Below are 18,230 nucleotides of genomic sequence, written 5' to 3'. Positions count from 1 at the left end.
AAAGCAATTTAGGATAAATAGCTGTGCTGCCGGTTCAAGACATATATCAACAACTCGTTACTACATTACAAAGTGATCCGATTACCTTACTACAAGCGCCACCGGGTGCGGGTAAGTCAACATGGTTACCATTGCAGTTGATGCGCGACGGGCACTTTAAGCACATTGTCATGCTTGAGCCGCGTCGCTTAGCTGCACGTAATATTGCCAACTATTTAGCACAGTGCCAAAACGAAACCGTAGGGCAAAGCGTTGGTTTACGTATCAGGCAGGAAACCAAAGTCAGTGTTAATACCCGCCTTGAAATTGTTACTGAGGGCATGCTCACGCGTATGCTACAAAACGACCCAGAGCTCAGTGGCGTTGACCTACTGATATTTGATGAATTTCATGAGCGCTCTATTGCGGCCGATACCGCATTAGCGTTTGCATTAGAATCTCAAGCTGCACTGCGTGATGATTTAACGATTTTATTGATGTCGGCAACCCTTGATAGCGAACGCTATCAGCAGTTTTTTGATTGTTCAATTATTAGTTCCCACGGGCGTAGCTTTCCCATCGATGAAATTTACATACCCATTAAAGATGAAAGCCGCTGGCTTGACGCTATGGCCAGTATTATCAAACAAGCTTTAGTTGAACAAACAGGCAGTGCGTTAGTTTTTTTGCCCGGTCAATATGAGATCAACCGCGTACAACAAGCGCTGTCAGATTTGCCTGCAAATTGCCATGTAGTTACTCTGTTTGGTGAACAAGATAAAGCATCTCAACAAGCTGCAATTGCCCCTGCGGCCAAAGGTACTCGTAAAGTGGTGCTGACCACCAATGTTGCCGAAACTAGCTTAACCATTGAAGGTATTCGTATTGTGGTTGATAGTGGCAAGCGCCGCGCTGCTAGTTTTAATTTAAAAACTGGCGTTACTGAACTCACCACACAAAGTATTTCTCGCTCATCGGCAATTCAACGAGCTGGGCGGGCTGGGCGTATTGAGCCCGGTGTAGTTTATAGGCTTGGTTCAAAACAAACCTTTGAGCGGCGTAATAGGCATGATGCGCCAGAAATTTTAAGTGCTGATATTAGCCAATTATTATTGGAGGCAAAATTCTGGGGCGCGGAGTTAACTGATCTAAGCTTGTTAGATAGTCCAACAGCACAACAAATACAGCAAGCAACAAAATTACTGCAAATGTTAGAGGCGCTCGATAATAACAATAAATTGACCCCCCTCGGTACACGTATGCTAAGTTTTGGCGCGGATATTCGCCTAGCGCACATGCTAATTAAAGCGCAGCAACTCGAACCTCAGATGCCAGGTATTTATACATTAGCGGCGTATTTAATTGCGTTATTAGAGAGTCGGATTAGCCATGCCGCAGATTTAAGCTTAGCATTACACAGCCAACATGCTCGGCCACATCCGGTATTTAAACAGCAACTGAAATTTTGGTTAAAGCGATTAAAGCTAACTGAAGTACGCGAACTACAAACCACTTATTTGGCTTTGCTGGTGGCGTTTGCTTTTCCTGATCGATTAGCTAAAAAGCGTGGCAATGGTTACTTGCTTGCCAATGGCGCAGGTGCTGAGCTAAACAACGAGCATTGGCATAACGAGGACTACCTTGCAATTGCTTCAATGGGAGGCCAAAAAGGCAGTCGTATTTTTGCAGCTGTTGCGTTTACTCCTGCAGAGATTGAGGATGAACTGACACATTTATTTACTGCACAAACGCGCTGTGAATTTGACGAAAAAACAGGGCGCTTTATTCATCAAGATGAAGTCAAACTAGGGGCAATTACAGTTACTAGCCAACCGAGTAAACATCCGCTTGATAAAAGTGAGCGGGCGAAAGCGTGGTTAACTTTATTTCAAAAACAAGGCTTTGAATTATTTAATGAGCAAAGCGACAGTGAGCAGTTACTTATTCGTATGTGTTTAGCCAGTAATTTAGTGCCGGAGCAATTTCCTGTCATCACTAAACAAAGCTTAATCGATGACGCACAGCTTTGGTTAGGTGCTTTTCTGGAAGATATAAAAACCCTCGAACAGTTGAAAAAGTTTAACTACTTTAATGCCTTGCAAAGTTGTTTTAATTGGCAACAACAAAATGCGTTAAATGATTTATTCCCGCTGAGAGTGTCAGTTCCAAGTGGCTCAAATATTCGTATTGAATATCAACTCGACGGCCCTGCAAAACTCAGTGTTCGTATGCAAGAAGTGTACGGCATGACCAGTACGCCAATATTAGCGCAAGGCAAGTTACCCTTATTAATGGAACTACTCTCACCAGCAAGACGACCTTTACAACTAACACAAGATCTTGCTGGCTTTTGGCAAACCAGCTATCGGGAGGTGCAAAAAGAAATGAAAGGTCGTTATCCAAAACACTTTTGGCCTGATAACCCCGCCACCAGTGCGGCTACGAGTAAAGTTAAAAGTAAGATGTGAAGGAGTTAGCAAGGACAAAGTTAGCAAGAGTAAAATTGACTATTAAGCAGTGTTTTATAGTTTAAAAAAAGGTAAGTTAAATACTTATTGACTGCATAAATAAGGAGTTATTTAATGCCACACTTTATTATAGATTGCTCGCAGAGTATCTTGACTCATCATGATGAAGATACCATTAATGAACAAATTCATCACACTGCAAACGCATCGGATTTGTTCGCTGAGCATGAAATTAAAGTCAGAGTAAACCCGTATAATCGTTATTTAGTGGGTAATAAACAGCACGAATTTATTCATGTTTTTGGATATATAATGGAGGGGCGAACGACTGAGCAAAAAGCTGAATTATCAAAAGCGATAGTGACTAAACTTACTCAGATGTTCCCACATATCGACAATATTGCAATGAATGTCAGTGACTTTGAAAAGGCAACATATTGTAATAAAAGCCAGCTTTAAGCAGAACATAGTGAGCGATGCTTCGACAGTGCAGATTGTTTTTTGAAAATCATTTATGGCAAAGTTGAACAGTGATTTTGTGCTTGAGGCAAAATAACTTGATAGAAAAAAGGACTCACCATGAAAAATATAATTGTTGTTTTATGTTTATTTATAAGCACATTAACGTGGTCTCAGACGCTAAGGGTTGTTGATGTATCAACAGAAATCGCCCCTGCGACTAGCTGGTTAGAAGTTGTTGATAGTGGTAAATACGCAAACAGTTGGCAGCAGGCTGGGGCGTTTTTTCAAAAAAATGTACCGCAAGCGCTTTGGGTATCTAAGTTAGAGCAAGTTCGTACGCCGCTAGGTGCTGTTACATCTCGCGAAGGTATCAGTCGTCAAGTGTTAACCTCAATACCGCAACTGCCCGACGGTGATTATGTGATTTTAGAGTTTCAAACTGATTTTGAAAATAAAGCACAGTCGATTGAAACCGTGACATTAAAAAAATCTGCTGAGCAATGGCAAGTGATTGGTTATTTTATCCAGTGAATTAACCTATTATTACTACAGCTGTATTTTTTAACGAAATAAAAAATATAAAATAATTATTAAAAATTGGAGTTTACAAAAATAAAATAATGATAATGACATTTATTGTTGCTGATGTTGCATTAATTTACTTTAGTTGTGGATTGTTGTGCTCTACTAGTGAGTAAGTTATCCAAATGAAATCATGGTATAAAATGGTTGCTATAGTGGGTTGGAAAGTAATATCTAATCATAAGTGGGATTGAAATATTTATAATTATAGTATTTGTTTTTTATTTTATTATACATTTTTACTGATTAATTTTTTATCTTTAATATGTTTCCATTTGGGGTTGATATTTTATTTTTTTTGTTCATAATTAACGCGCTTAATCGCGTTGAAATGGAATTTAAAAGATAATTATTAAGGAATGACATGAAAAAGATATTATTAACAATTGCAATGGCGTTTGTTTTGGCCGCATGTAATAGCACCTCACAAGGCCGTGATTTTGATATGGAAGTTGTAAAAGGCTTCAAAAAAGGCGAAACAACTCAAGAGCAAGTCAAAGAAGCGATTGGCGACCCTATGGGCGTTAATGATATAGGTAATGACGAAGTTGTATGGACATACAGCTACAGCGAAGGTCAAGGCGGTGGTGTAGGCTTTATTCCATACGCAGGCCATGTCGGTGGTTCTCAAAATGAGACAAAGAATGTAACAATCCGTTTTAATGCTAAAGGCATTGTATCAGGTTTATCATTCAATGAATCAGCAGGTAGTTCTTCACACCTATAACTCGTTACTATCTATTTCAACGCATTTCTATTACGGCTGCTTAGCAGTCGTAATACCCCTATTATTTATCCTCTCCCTAAATCAATCACTTTTTTATATTAAATGGTCATTAAGTTTTATATTTATTTTAAAGTAAATTATAGGCTGGTTGTTAGTCTAATGACTTTTTATTTAAATAAGTTATTGAGTGTGTTAATTTTATTATGCTTTAATTAAAAAGGTATGGGTCTTAAGTTGTAGAAGATTTGCTACATGCTTACTGAGATTGTCCAGAACAAGCCAACCTTTTAGATGGTATTTATAGTTCAAGAGTATTTATAAAACCATCCGGCGAAGCGTGATTTATTATAAAAAGACTATACATTTTAGTTTGTTGCTGTTTTGATAGAGTGATAATTAAACACAATGCAAGAGAGCATAATGAAATACGTTACTTTTTTATTGTTAGTTGTTATCGCAACTTTTAACTTACATGCAAAAGACGTAAATAACGAACTAGAAGGACTCGCCCAGCAATATTTTTCAACCATGACGGCAACTCAGGCGCCTAAAGCTAGCAGTAAAGAACTAGAAGCTTTTTTAGCGTTACTCACTGACGATGTTGCTAATCAACACCTACCTTATCAAAGCGATGATTCTCGTTCACCTGACGGTAAGGCCATGATGCGCAAAGGTATGACTTTTTATCTAGGTGCCCACACTGAATATGAAGCAAAGTTACTTGATACTTTCATATTTAATAATACCGCGATTGCGATTCGTTACACGCAACACGCGAAAGGTGTGCACCCGCAAAACAAGCAACTGATTGAATACACCCAAACGTTGATGGATGTTCTGGAAATTGAAAACGGTAAGATTGCGGTGATCCGTAAATACCATGAGTAATTTTTAAATAGCGGTGTGAAGATTATTTTTAGTTTTTGCTTAAATCAATATCTTAGCGTATTTTTAGAGATTACCTCTCTTAGCTTTAATAGGAATTAAAATGAATAAAGTAATTGGTATTGTGCTGATCTGTATTGGAGCTGCACTGGCTTTTTGGGGTTATGACGTTTATGACTCTGCAAGTGCGCAAATTACGCGAACTTTTAGTGGTGATACACCCATCGAGGCATGGGCTGGAATGGTCGGTGGTGTTGTCTGTATTGTATTGGGTGCGCTGAGAGTTAAAAATTAACAGTAACTGATTCTTTTAAGATAGATGATCTAACTTGAAGAACTACTAACATTTGCGACGCTATTAAATACATTTGGCTCATATTATTATCAATGGTTTAAAGCACAACAGCAGATAGTATAAAGGAAGGTAAGAAAGGTGTTCCCCAAGTATGCGGCACTCGGTGTCAGTCCTGAAACCATAAGGTCTCAGGGCGGGAATCTGCGGTTTGCCGTAGGCTTCTCGGTACATGCCGAGCTTGCACAATAGCAGACGAACAGAAACCCTAACATAAAATTTATCGGCTCAGGGACTTAACCAAGCTCCAACACCCTAGGGAACAAATTCAGTATATAAGACATAAGCCAATCCTTACACCCCAAATTCAAAATAATTATACTGTTCGGGTAATTTTCCAGCACTGGTAACTGGCTATTTACTTTTTGGATTGCTTTTTGACCTCAATCATACTTTTCATTGGAGTTGCTATTTATCGAGTGGTAGCATTGACTTAATTAGCCAAGCGAAGATCTCAGCATGAACGAATTACCAGATTACCAACAAGCCCAATTACTATTGGAAAAAAACGAAATATTTGTCACTCCTTCAGAAGCACACGGCGTGATCAGTGGATTATTAGCCTGCGGCTTGAGTATTGAAGCCAAAGAATACTTAGGCTTATTAAGCGATGTGTTTAATGATGGCCAAGCATTTAGCCATGATCTGAAAGAATTTTTTGCAATTATTTATAAGCAAGTTGTAGAAAGTTTTAACAACGAAGAGTTTCAATTTGATTTATTTTTACCAAGTGATGACGAAACCTTAGTAGATCAAGCGAATGGTTTAGTGTCATGGGTCGCTGGATTTATGCTTGGTTTTGGCTTAAAGCAAAAAGACTATGGCAAGTTATCAGCTGATGTAAAAGAAGTGATCAGTGATTTTAGTGAAATTACGCGTTTAGATACCATGTTTGATGAAACCGAAGAAGACAGCCAAGCATTGCACGAAGTAATTGAATATGTGCGAGTTTCTGCGCTGTTGTGTTTTGCTGAACTTGGTCAAGAGCAAGCGCCAAAAAGCACTAAAAAAACACTTCACTAAGTTAAAATTAACAGTATAAACAGGGTTTATAATGCCAACAGTTAAAATAGAAAAAGCAGAGTTTAAAGCACGCAGAGATCGTTTACTTGCCATGATGGAACCAAACAGTGTGGCTATCATTCCAGCGGCAAGTGAAGTAACCCGCAGCCGTGATACTGAATATGCGTTTCGCCAAGATAGCGACTTCTTCTACCTAACTGGCTTTAATGAACCCGATGCAGTGTTAGTGCTTTGCCCAAGCAGCGATACACCGAGTACGCTGTTTTGTTTGAACAAAGATAAGCTGGCGGAAATTTGGCATGGTCGTCGTATTGGTTTTGAAAAAGCTAAAAAAGATTATTTATTCGACCAAACATGTGCACTGAGTGAACTAACTGAACAATTATTGAATTTGGTGAACGGCCAGCAGATTTTATTTTATGCACAAGGTACTTATCCACAGTTTGACGATAAAGTGTGGGCGTTATTAAATACGCTGCGTGGCGCGCCTAAAAAAGGTTATAAAGCGCCACATACGATTAAAGATATTCGTGGTTTAGTGCACGAAATGCGTTTATTTAAATCACCTGCTGAGGTGAATATTATGCGCCAAGCGTGTGAAATAAGTGCCCAAGGACATATTCGTGCTATGCAGTTTGCAAAGCCAGGCGCTACCGAATATCAGCTAGAAGCCGAGCTTCATCATCATTACGCTATGCATGGTGCGCGTCATCCCGCCTATGGCACCATTGTCGGCGGTGGCGATAACGCCAATATATTGCATTACACTGCTAACAGTGATGTGCTGACCGACGGTGATTTAGTGCTGATTGATTCTGGCGCTGAACTGCAAGGTTACGCGGCAGATATTACGCGTACTTTCCCTATTAATGGGCAATTTAGTCAACCTCAAGCTGAGCTTTATAACATTGTTCTAGCGGCGCAAGCAGCAGCGTTTACTGAAGTAAAGCCCGGTGGTAGCTTATCAAAGGCTAATAAATTAGCGATGACAGTGCTCACCCAAGGCTTAGTTGATTTAGGTATTTTGCAAGGTGAGTTACAAGAGTTACTTGATAACCAAGCATGTAAAGCATTTTATATGCACGGCCTTGGTCATTGGCTTGGCCTTGATGTGCATGATGTAGGCGACTATAAAAAAGACGAAAAAGAACGCCCATTTGAAGCTGGTATGGTACTCACTATTGAACCTGGCTTGTATGTTAGCCTAGATGCGCAAGCACCTGAGCAATATAAGGGCATTGGTATTCGTATTGAAGATAACCTGTTAGTTACCGAGCAAGGCCACGAAAATCTTACCTTGAGTGTGCCAAAAAGTATCAGCGAGATTGAAGCGTTAATGCAAAAGCAAGCAATTAACCGCTAGGAGCATAACGTGGCAGAGCAGTTTGATGTTGTTATTATCGGTGGTGGCTTAGCGGGTGCCAGTTGTGCGCTGAGTCTTGCGAAACATGCGCCGCAATTAACGATTGCGGTGGTTGAAGCAAATCAACCAAGCACTGAACACCATCCTAGTTTTGACGACCGAAGTATCGCCTTAGCACAACAATCGGTGCAATTTTTACAGACCATTAATGCCTTTGATATTGATGCCTCATTTGCTGCGGCAATTAAAAAAGTGACCGTGTCGGATCGCGGTCACTTTGGTAAAACGCAGATCGATTGTGCGCAGTTTTCACAGTCAGCTCTAGGTTATGTTGTTGAGGTAAATCCGTTTGGTCGTGCTTTACATCAACAACTTGCAGCTACCCAAGTGGTCATGTATTGCCCTGACAGTGTTGCAGATATTACCTATCATCATGACTTTGCAAGTATTACTTTGCAGTCTGGTGCTCAACTTAATGGCCAATTAGTGGTGATTGCCGACGGTGCGCAATCGGCTACTCGCCAGCTGGCAAAGATCAATTTTACTCCTGAGCCTTATTCACAAGGGGCGATCATTGCCAATATTGAAGTGGCAGGTGGTCATCATAACCATGCTTTTGAGCGCTTTACTGAGCATGGACCAATGGCATTACTCCCGATGAGTAATAACCGTTACTCGTTAGTATGGTGTATGGATAAAGCCGATATTGACGCGCATATGCAGCTTGACGACAGCGCTTTTGTAAGTGCTTTGCAAACTGCATTTGGTTATCGTGGCGGGCAATTTACTAAAGTCGGCATGCGTGCAAACTATCCACTGGTGTATGGTCGTGCAGAGTCATTAAGTGCTCACCGTACGGTACTAATTGGCAATGCAGGGCATGCGATTCATCCTATTGCAGGGCAGGGCTTTAATTTAGGCCTGCGCGATGTGCAACTTCTATGTGAATTAGTAAATAGCGAATTGGCAATTGGCAGTTACCTATTTACCCGTGAATATGCCAAACAACGTAACCAAGATATAACCACTGTAATGACGTTAACAGATTCTTTAGTGCGGTTATTTTCAAACTCATCACGAATACTCGCATTTGGTCGCAGCTGTGGTCTATTCTCCATGGATTTGTGTGCTTCTTTAAAAACACCTTTAGCTAAGCAATTAATGGGTCAGGTTAAACAAGGTAAACGACTATGAAACAGACACAAGTATGTGTTGTGGGGGGCGGCTGTGTTGGCTTAACTCTCGCGCTGGGGCTTGTTAAAGCCAATATCAGTGTAGTAGTAATTGATGCTGCAGCAAAACAAGTATTGCCGGGCGATGAATACGCTTTACGCGTAAGTGCACTGAGCCTTGCCAGCCAACACTTGTTTGAATCTTTGCAAGTGTGGCCTGAGATCATTGCTCAAAGAGCATGCGCCTATACCCATATGGATGTGCGCGACCAAGATAGCTTTGGCAAAATTGCTTTTAACAGCGATGAACTGGACCTTCCTCATTTAGGTCATATTGTTGAAAACGACATCATTCGTTATGCACTGATCAATGAATTAGAACAACACAGCCAAGCAACACTTATGTTTGATACACGCTATCAACAAATACACCAAAGTGACAATGACGTCTTTATAACCTTAGACTCTGGTGAGCCAGTTATAGCCAAGTTATTAGTGGCAGCCGATGGCGCAAATTCAGCGATTCGGAAACAGTTTAATTTGCCCATTACGTTTAAATATTATGATCATAACGCCATCGTTGCGACGGTAAGAACCACTGAGCCACATAATAATACTGCGCGCCAAGTATTTTTACCTACTGGACCACTGGCGTTTTTACCGCTGCCAGATGCCAATACGCACTCAATTGTATGGTCAACCAGTCCTGCGCATTGCCAAACGTTACTAGCCATGGATGATAGCGATTTTAATAAAGCAGTTATGGCAGCCCTTGATGGCCAATGCGGTTTATGTGAGGTACAAAGTGCGCGCACAGCGTTCCCTTTGAAAATGCGTTACGCGCAGCAATGGGTGACAGGTAAAGTGGTATTAATGGGCGATGCCGCACATACCATTCATCCGTTAGCAGGACTTGGTATGAACTTAGGCCTTAAAGATGCCGCTTACCTTATTGAGCTGTTAACTGCTGACAATAAAGAGTTTGCCAGTAATCGACTATTGCGTGATTACGAGCGTACCCGCAAGCTTGATGCACAAAAGCATATTGCCATGATGCAAGGCTTAAAAGAATTATTTGCAGGCGCTAACCCACTTAAAAAACTGGTACGTGGTGTGGGTTTAAGCTTGGTTGATAACTTAGGCCCAATTAAGCACCTGTTTGCCAAGCAAGCGATAGGGAAGTAGCAGAGATTCATTTTGTTTGATTAATACCTAAATTGCATTGCTTCGTATCAGTCGATGGCTAAATAGCATGCAATATTAATTAGGTGTTAATTAATGGAGAACAAAATGAAAAATAAAACGGCAGTAACGCTATTGTGTGCAAGTTTATGCTCAACTTACAGCTTTGCAGATGACGACAAGGTTATCTATTTAACGTTTGATGATGGCCCGATTAATGCCACCTCAGGGCTAATTGATGCTTTAGATGAGGCACAAATAAAAGCGACATTTTTTATCAATGCTTTTCACATGTATGGTGAAGGCGATGAAAATGAACAACACTCACAATTAGCATTAGCTAAGCTTTTAAATAGCGGTCACCTTTTAGCTAACCATAGTTATGACCATATGTTGCATAATTGCACGGATGGAGAGCGCTCTGGTGCTGTTTATTGTAACGAAGTTGGTTTATGGCCAGTTAAATCCTACCAAGATGTAAGTATCGATTATGATTACTTTGAGCTTAATACTCAAAAGGTCTTGGCGTTATTACCTAATGCAGAAAGCTTCCCAAACTTTAAAATGAGAACAATGGCACGCTTGCCGTATACCAATGCGTGGCGTGTTACGAAAACTTTTAAAGGTGATGGTTTATGCGCAACATCTGATAATTTACCACCTTGGGATCCAGCTTTTTCTTGTGATCCACAGGTTTCTACCAATAGCTCACAAGTCGCAGTAAAAATATCTGATAAATTAGCAAGCGAAGACTATAAGGTTTATGGTTGGGATTTTGATTGGGGCCCAGTGAACTGGGGCGTTGATTACCCTGCAGAAACAATGGCAGATGGTATTCAAATGGTCGAAAGCATTAATCAAATCGTCAATACTTGCCCTGGCAAAACAATGGATCCTGTCAATAGCCGCACGCAAAACTTAGATTGCAGCGATGGATTAGCAGCGAATAAAGTAGTGATACTCACCCATGACTTTTTGTTTGAAGATGGTCCGCGCGGGCTAGGTGCGACGATTAACTTGCCCAAAATTAAAAGCTTTGTTGAGCACGCAAGAGCAGAAGGTTATCGATTTGATACACTTGATAATTATGCGCCTCAATGGCAACAAAATAGGCAATACGAAGCTACTAATTTTGTAAGTTATCAAGATAAAATTTATTCTGTGTTACAAGCACATTATTCCCAAAGTAATTGGCAGCCTTCCAACACGCCTGCATTGTGGTTACTTGAAAAATAACGGTATTTATAAAAGGTAGGTAGCCCTACCTTTTTACTCTTTCACACTAATGATTTTTGTTTTAAGCGCTTTCTAAATTGGCTTGGTGTTGTCCCTTTTAGTGTTAAAAAGCGGCGATTAAAGTTAGAGGTATTTTTAAACCCACATTGATCGCTGATAGCCGTAATAGCGCGGTTAGTATTGATCAATAGCTTACAAGCTTGACCAATTCTTAACTGGTTAATAAATTCTGTTAAAGTGCGTTCCATACGCTTTTTAAAAAAGCGGTGAAAGTGGTTAGTGCTCATATGCGCCATGTTAGCTAATTGTTCTGCGCTTAAGCCCTCGGTGTAATGGCGATAAATATAATCAATCACTTTATCAAATTTATCTTTTGCGGGATCAGTTTCATTAGTGTAGCAAAAACTCGCGCTAGAAAGCTGCTGAGGGACTGCTTCTTGGCTCATTAAATACAGTAATTTAAATAAACCTAAATATTGCTCAAAAGGGTTACTGACCTCGATTTTTTCAAAATATGATTTCGCTATCATCGCTGTTTTAGTCGAGAATTTAAGGCCTTGTCGCGCAGCGATTAATAACTCTTCAAGTATGGCAAATTCAGGGTGACTAGTAATTTGCTGACTAAGCCATTTTTTTGGAATTTGTGCAACGTGAACAACTTGTACACTGTTATCTATATTCGGTGACGATTGCCAAGTATGGGGCAAATCAGCACCAAGGATCACTAGATCAAGTTCGCCATAAGGAGCAATGTAATCGCCAATATGGCATACCCCTTGACTGTTTAAAGTAAGGCAAATCTCAAAGTCTGGATGGTAATGCCAATTAAATGGAATGTAATCAAGCGTATATTTACAATAGCGCCACGATGAATTGGTATTAGGAATCACTTTTTCACACATTGCCCGCATGACGACCTCCTTATTTATTTTAGTCCCTATATTGAACAATTTTTAGCAGTCTAAGTAATACTTTTCAATTCACTTTTAGTATTAATCTATTGCACGCGATTCTTTGCTAACAGGACATTGAACATTTTGCCATCAAAATTAACATTCCTTTGATAGGAAAGTACCGGATAAAGTGTCAATTGTACTGCTTAACACGAATGCGGCGCGATACCCTAGTAACGCTTTCAATAACAATAAATAGGGGACTAGGAATGAAAAACATCAACAAAGCATCGCTTAAACTATCGACATTGGCGATATGTATCTCAGCACTATACGTCAGTCCAATGGCATTAGCTGCAGCTCAAACTCAAGCTGACAGTGATATAGAAACCATTGAAGTGCGTGGCATTCGTCGCTCTTTAGAAGCGTCAATGAACACTAAGCGTTTTGCAGATGGAGTGGTAGATGCCATTACCGCAGAAGATATTGGTAAATTTCCGGATAAAAACATTGGTGATGCACTACAACGTATTTCAGGAGTGACGGTTGACCGCCAATATGGTGAGGTAAATGGCGTAACTATTCGTGGTACTGCACCAGAGCAATCAAGAATATTACTCAATGGTCAAACAGTAGCAAGCACCTCATGGTACGATTTAGGCCCAGCGACACGTACTTTTAATATGGAATTGTTATCAGCAGAGCAAGTGTCGGGTGTGCAAGTGTATAAAACACCGGAAGCAGATATCGAAGAAGGAGCACTGGGAGGAACCGTTAACTTAACGACTCGTAAACCTCTGGAGTTAGATGCAAATACGTTACTGCTCTCTGCAGAGTTGGCACAAAGTTCATTGTATGATGAGACTGATCCTGGTGCATCAATTCTTGCTAGTTGGAAAAATGAAGATGAAAAATTTGGTATTTTAGCTGCGTACTCTTATGAACAATTAACTTCAGGGCGCCATGTACTTGAGTCTATTGGCGGCTACTATGAGTACTTTGCAGAAAACCAAGCAACAGGACAAGAATCGACAGTCGGTGCATGGAGTTTAGGTTCGCAAGCATTTAAGTCTGAGCGTGAGCGGACCAGCGCGCAATTAACCGCGCAGTTTGCACCAACCGATAATATGGAGTTTGTGCTTGATTATTTTCGTTTTGAATTTGATAACCCGCATGTAAACCATAACTTTCTGACGGTTGGCGCCCGTGGTGCGGGTTCTACTAATGTAACCAACAATGCATTAGGCGGTACCGAGCAAGCAACTATATTACCTGCATATGCTTCTATTATTTATAATCCAGTAGTGCGTAATGCCGTTAATATGAAAGCTGATGTACTAAACCTAACTGGTAAGTTTCAAGGTGATGGCTTTGAACTCAGTGGTGTAATTGGAAAATCAACATCAGATGGCGGCACGCAATTTGGCGCATCTTCATGGTGGATCCCAGCCTCAGATGAAGGAGGTAAAATAGGTGATCCTGCATTTCCTAATGGACAAAACAGCACTGATGGTGGTTTTACTTATGATGCTACTGGTCCTTATCAAGTTTGGCTAACTTCGCTAGATGCTACCGATGCAACGCAATTTAAACATGCCCAAGAAGCAAATTTTGATACCACAGTGCAAGAGCATGATGTGAGTTATGCTCAAGCTGATGTTAAATTTGAGTTAGATGGTAATTTCTTTACTGCAATCAAGACCGGCATTAAATTTAATAGTAGCGAATTTTCGCGCATTGCATTTAACCGTAATCCAGACGAAGTACTTGGTTTTGTTCCCGATGGTAATTTATCAAATTGGAGTGATGGCGTATTAACTGGGCTGCATTCACAAAGCTCCGGTCATACGCTTGATGCATATGCCTCACTTGATACAGACAAATGGTGGGATTTCATTAGCGGTAAATATGCAGCTGGCGAACTGACCGAAGTCGCTAACTTAGGTAATACTTTTTCAGTGGATGAAGATATGATCGCCATTTACGCGAAGGCTGATTTTAGTGGCGAAAACTACCGAGGTAATATTGGTTTACGTTACGTTGAGACTGAGCAAACATCGAGCGGCTACGCCGACGGCGCGGTTTTCAAAGAGACGGTCGATTATAATAACTTACTCCCTAGCGTAAACTTTGCTTATGATTTATCGGATGACATTATTATTCGCGCGGCAGCATCACAAGTTATGTCTCGCGCAAACTACAGTGATTTAAAACCCGGCTTAGCAATTAATGCCAATTTTGGTAGCGCCACAGGGGGAAATCCTGATCTAAAACCCTATGAAGCTAACCAGGGCGATATTGCTATAGAGTATTACTTTACAAGCGCTTCTATGGCATCAGCAGGATTTTTCAGCAAACAAATTGATAACGTTGTTTTTTCGACTGAAGCGGTTGAATTTGTAGATGGCTGTGGCGCCAGTCCAGATCTATATGAGCAATGCCGTGTTACTCGTCCTCGTAGTAACGGCGAAGGCTCTGTAAATGGTATTGAACTGCAACTACAGCATAGCTTTGCTAACGGTTTTGGGGTGGTGACTAACTATACGTACGTAGACAGTGAAACAACCACGCCAGATGGCTCAAAAGAAATGGTACCAGGTGTTTCTGAAAACAGTTTTAATGCATCAGTGTTCTTTGAGAACGATATTATCAGCACTCGTTTAGCATATAACTGGCGCAGTGAATGGATTGGTGTTGGTGCAGCCCAAGCAGTTAAAAACGATAACTATCAACAAATTGATGCGTCAATCATCTGGCATGCCATGGAAAACTTAGATGTTAGCCTTGAAGGCGTTAACTTAACCAACGAAGTGGTGCAATCGTACGATACTAACTTTGCTTTAACGCAAAATACTATCGAGTTTGGTTCACGTTATTACCTTGGTGTAAGTTATAAATTCTAATGGAGATAGGCCGCCACTTGGCGGCCTTTTTTAGTTATGGCTATCATAAATAAATTAGTAATTTTAGGCGGTGGTAGTGCGGGTTGGATGTGCGCTGCGTATTTATCAAAGCAGCATCCTGAATTAGCTATTAGTGTTATTGAATCGAGTAAAATTGGCAGTATTGGCGTTGGTGAAGGTTCAACACCACACTTAAAAAACTTTATGGATTCACTCGGTATTAGTGAACAACAATGGATGCCCAAGTGCGATGCAAGCTACAAAGCAGGCATTTACTTTAATAATTGGAATGGCGATGAACGTTGTTATTTCCATCCATTTTATAGCGACATGGATGAAAAAACTGCCGAAGTTTATTTTGTAAACGCTAATGCCCGAAGGCGCGGTAATGGCGATTGGCAAGCCCCAGATGAGTATTTTTTAACAGGCCATATCGCAAAACAAAATTTAAGTCCAAAAGTGCATACACCTATGCTCAAAGAGCAAACTTATGGTTATCATTTTGATGCCATAAAATTAGCGGGTGTGCTAAAAGCCTATGCACAAGAGAATGGGGTTGAACACATTGATGGTGAGTTTAGCCACGCGCATATAAACAACAATGGCAATATAGCTGATATTACGCTGGTTGATGGACGACAAATTAACGGCGACATGTTTATCGATGCCAGTGGTTTTAATGCACTGTTAATTGAGCAAACACTGGGTACACCTTTTAATTCATTTGCTGATGAACTACTTAACGACCGTGCTGTAGCCGTGGCGACGCCAATTTCTAGCGATGCTGTGATGCCATGTGCCACTCAATCTACGGCGTTAAGTGCCGGTTGGTGTTGGCAAATTCCGCTCACTAGCCGTATCGGTAATGGCTATGTATATAGCTCAAAACATATCACTGATGAGCAAGCCCAGTATGAGCTTGCCCTGCAATTAAACATAAATCCACAAAATAGCGCGTTTCGGCATTTAAAAATGAAAGTCGGCTGTATGCAGTCTGCATGGCAAAGCAATGTCATGGCTATAGGGTTGGCGCAGAGCTTTATTGAGCCCATCGAAGCGACATCTTTGATGGTTACTCAACATAGTATTAAGTTATTTAGCCAAGCCTTAACAAAGCTAAAAAACAACGAGCAGTCATTAAAAGTAGCAGAACACGTCAATCAACAACTCCATCAATTAGTGTATGGCATTAAAGATTATGTGGTTGCGCATTATGCAACTAGCTTACGCACCGACAGTGAATACTGGCTTACAGCCAAGCAACTGAATCACAGCTCTAGTGCTTTAAAGTCTTTACTAAAAGCATGGCTTAATGGCGATGATTTTGATGCGTATTTGTCAAAGCTTACCCAACAGCAAGTTTATTTTAGACCTAGTTGGTATTGCTTACTTGGTGGCATGGACTACCAAAGCTCGCGGTGCCAGCAGTCATTTGAACCCGCTTGCGCTGCAATTTGTAATGGCGCAAAAATGTATTTGCATGAACTGTGTAATAAGCACTGTAAACCACATGCAGAGCAACTACGTGCAATGAAGACTGCATAAAGTGAGTTGAAAAGTATCAACAAGCCGTAGAGTAGTGCCGCATAACTCATTTTATGATGGCAGACTTAGCTAATTAAGAGTGGTGATTAATTATTCCCTTGAATCATTTTGTTTGTATGCCCACGAACAGATGGCTATCACCACTCTATTTATTTTTAGAATGAGACTTTCAGGTAGAACAATTATGAAAAGAAATTATTTGATAGTGCTACTAGTACTAGTTACCTTTTTTGTTATTTCATTTATAACGAACTTATTAGCGCCGATATTTCCGGCTCTGATCCAAAGCTATAATATAGGCTTAACCCTTGCTGGTTTTTTCCCATTTGCATTTTTTATCGCGTATGGAGTTATGTCGATCCCTGCAGGGTTGTTGGTGCAAAGCTTAGGTGAAAAAAAGGTCATGCTTATAGCATTCTCACTGGCATTATTTGGCAGTGTGTTATTTGTTAGCTTGCCGATTTTTGCTGTTGCAATGTCAGCATTATTTTTGATCGGGACCGCCATGGCTCTATTGCAAGTGGCAATTAATCCGTTACTTAGAGCCAGTGGTGGCTCTAAACATTTTGCGGTTTTTTCGGTCGCAGCCCAGTTAATGTTTGGTGGTGCAGCGACCTTATCACCGCTGGTATATAGCGCGCTTGTTAAAGCAGATTCACAAGCACAGAGCCAAAACTGGTTATTGCAATTAGTACCCGCCGATATGACTTGGCTAAGTATGTACTTATTATTTGCACTGTTATGCACAGTGATGTTGGTGGTTATTAGCTTTTTACCGATAAAACACAACACCCAAGCAGAAAATCCGCAACAAGGCAGTATCAAACAAAGCTTACAATTATTTAAAGACCCCACCGTGATCAAGTTCTTTTTTGCCATCGTGGCTTATGTGGCGCTTGAGCAAGGAGTGGCTAATTCAATTTCAGTATTTTTACAAACCTATCACCAACTTGACCCAAATACAGGCGGAGCACAGATAGTGAGTCAGTTTTGGCTATCACTGACATTAGGCTGCTTATTGGGCATCGTGTTGTTAAAACTCTTTGATGCTAAACATGTGTTACTTACTTTTAGTGTTGGTGCGGTGGTCAGTCTATTTACCGCATTATTTGCACATACTGAGCTGGCATTATGGGCGTTTCCTGCGGTTGGGTTTTTCTTATCAATTATGTGGTCGGTGATATTTTCGTTGGCATTAAACTCAGTTGCAAAAGGGCATGGCACTGTATCTGGTATTTTATGCACAGGGATTGTCGGCGGTGCATTTGCCTCGCCTATTATTGGTGCGGTGAGTGAGCTTACAGGTAGCTTACAAATATCACTATTACTGCTGTTAATGCCGCTTGGTTATATTTTTAGTGTCGGTATTTGGGCTAACCCACTGGTTGCTAATCACACGCTTAAAAGTAATCCACAGACAGCAAAGCTTGCTGAAAGTAACTAATGACAAAAGAGGTT

The 18,230-nt window shown here is 40.6% G+C and carries 15 protein-coding genes and 1 other RNA gene; 14 read left to right on the top strand and 2 right to left on the bottom strand.

Going from position 1 to position 18,230, the window contains the following annotated elements:
- Nucleotides 1–23 precede the first annotated feature (23 nt).
- From hrpB to H5163_RS05865, 6 genes are all read left to right on the top strand, one after another.
- Nucleotides 24–2,447: an ATP-dependent helicase HrpB gene (gene hrpB, locus H5163_RS05890; RefSeq protein ID WP_182734658.1), complete on the top strand. Its 2,424-nt coding sequence runs from the start codon at nucleotides 24–26 to the stop codon at nucleotides 2,445–2,447.
- A 114-nt stretch (nucleotides 2,448–2,561) separates the two neighbouring features.
- Nucleotides 2,562–2,906, top strand: a complete 345-nt coding sequence (locus tag H5163_RS05885) for a 5-carboxymethyl-2-hydroxymuconate Delta-isomerase (RefSeq protein WP_182731460.1) — start codon at nucleotides 2,562–2,564, stop codon at nucleotides 2,904–2,906.
- A gap of 120 nt (nucleotides 2,907–3,026) precedes the next feature.
- Entirely contained in the window at nucleotides 3,027–3,440 is a 414-nt protein-coding gene (locus H5163_RS05880; protein WP_145241388.1) for a DUF4019 domain-containing protein, read from the top strand.
- 415 nt (nucleotides 3,441–3,855) lie between these two features.
- Complete coding sequence (gene bamE, locus H5163_RS05875; protein WP_145241390.1) at nucleotides 3,856–4,218, top strand: outer membrane protein assembly factor BamE; 363 nt, start codon at nucleotides 3,856–3,858, stop codon at nucleotides 4,216–4,218.
- Nucleotides 4,219–4,638: 420 nt separating this feature from the next.
- Nucleotides 4,639–5,106 carry a nuclear transport factor 2 family protein gene (locus H5163_RS05870; RefSeq protein ID WP_182734657.1) on the top strand — a complete coding sequence of 156 codons (468 nt, stop codon included), beginning with the start codon at nucleotides 4,639–4,641 and terminating at the stop codon, nucleotides 5,104–5,106.
- A gap of 100 nt (nucleotides 5,107–5,206) precedes the next feature.
- Nucleotides 5,207–5,398 (top strand): DUF3185 family protein, encoded by a 192-nt coding sequence (locus H5163_RS05865; protein WP_182734656.1) that lies wholly within the window; start codon nucleotides 5,207–5,209, stop codon nucleotides 5,396–5,398.
- A gap of 138 nt (nucleotides 5,399–5,536) precedes the next feature.
- On the opposite strand, the gene ssrS is transcribed toward H5163_RS05865, so the two are convergent.
- Nucleotides 5,537–5,720, bottom strand: a non-coding RNA gene (ssrS, locus tag H5163_RS05860) — 6S RNA.
- Between the two features lie 194 nt (nucleotides 5,721–5,914).
- On the opposite strand from ssrS, the gene H5163_RS05855 reads away from it, so the two are divergent.
- From H5163_RS05855 to H5163_RS05835, 5 genes are all read left to right on the top strand, one after another.
- Nucleotides 5,915–6,478, top strand: coding sequence for a UPF0149 family protein (locus tag H5163_RS05855; protein WP_145241895.1), 564 nt, complete (start codon nucleotides 5,915–5,917; stop codon nucleotides 6,476–6,478).
- Between the two features lie 31 nt (nucleotides 6,479–6,509).
- Nucleotides 6,510–7,841 carry a Xaa-Pro aminopeptidase gene (gene pepP, locus H5163_RS05850; protein ID WP_145241892.1) on the top strand — a complete coding sequence of 444 codons (1,332 nt, stop codon included), beginning with the start codon at nucleotides 6,510–6,512 and terminating at the stop codon, nucleotides 7,839–7,841.
- A gap of 9 nt (nucleotides 7,842–7,850) precedes the next feature.
- A complete protein-coding gene (gene ubiH, locus H5163_RS05845) occupies nucleotides 7,851–9,035 on the top strand; it encodes a 2-octaprenyl-6-methoxyphenyl hydroxylase (RefSeq protein ID WP_182734655.1) in 1,185 nt (394 codons plus the stop codon).
- Nucleotides 9,032–10,198, top strand: coding sequence for an FAD-dependent monooxygenase (locus H5163_RS05840; RefSeq protein ID WP_182734653.1), 1,167 nt, complete (start codon nucleotides 9,032–9,034; stop codon nucleotides 10,196–10,198). The genes ubiH and H5163_RS05840 overlap by 4 nt, the downstream gene beginning before the upstream one ends.
- Nucleotides 10,199–10,303: 105 nt before the next feature.
- Complete coding sequence (locus H5163_RS05835; protein WP_259398232.1) at nucleotides 10,304–11,431, top strand: polysaccharide deacetylase family protein; 1,128 nt, start codon at nucleotides 10,304–10,306, stop codon at nucleotides 11,429–11,431.
- Between the two features lie 41 nt (nucleotides 11,432–11,472).
- Here H5163_RS05835 and H5163_RS05830 read toward each other — a convergent pair whose 3' ends face one another.
- A complete protein-coding gene (locus H5163_RS05830; protein ID WP_149983220.1) occupies nucleotides 11,473–12,342 on the bottom strand; it encodes an AraC family transcriptional regulator in 870 nt (289 codons plus the stop codon).
- 251 nt (nucleotides 12,343–12,593) lie between these two features.
- Here H5163_RS05830 and H5163_RS05825 point away from each other — a divergent pair, with 251 nt between their 5' ends.
- From H5163_RS05825 to H5163_RS05815, 3 genes are all read left to right on the top strand, one after another.
- Entirely contained in the window at nucleotides 12,594–15,227 is a 2,634-nt protein-coding gene (locus tag H5163_RS05825; protein ID WP_220494549.1) for a TonB-dependent receptor, read from the top strand.
- A gap of 36 nt (nucleotides 15,228–15,263) precedes the next feature.
- The gene (locus H5163_RS05820) at nucleotides 15,264–16,772 is read left to right on the top strand and encodes a tryptophan halogenase family protein (RefSeq protein ID WP_145241881.1); all 1,509 of its coding nucleotides are present in this window, start codon (nucleotides 15,264–15,266) and stop codon (nucleotides 16,770–16,772) included.
- A 184-nt stretch (nucleotides 16,773–16,956) separates the two neighbouring features.
- Nucleotides 16,957–18,216 (top strand): MFS transporter, encoded by a 1,260-nt coding sequence (locus tag H5163_RS05815; RefSeq protein WP_182734651.1) that lies wholly within the window; start codon nucleotides 16,957–16,959, stop codon nucleotides 18,214–18,216.
- Nucleotides 18,217–18,230: the final 14 nt, after the last annotated feature.

It is taken from the genome of Pseudoalteromonas sp. SG44-8 (assembly GCF_014164125.1).
GTDB classification, from domain to species: Bacteria; Pseudomonadota; Gammaproteobacteria; order Enterobacterales; family Alteromonadaceae; genus Pseudoalteromonas; species Pseudoalteromonas rhizosphaerae.
The sequence above is the reverse complement of the archived record's forward strand: the minus strand, read 5'-3'. Positions and strand labels throughout refer to the sequence as shown.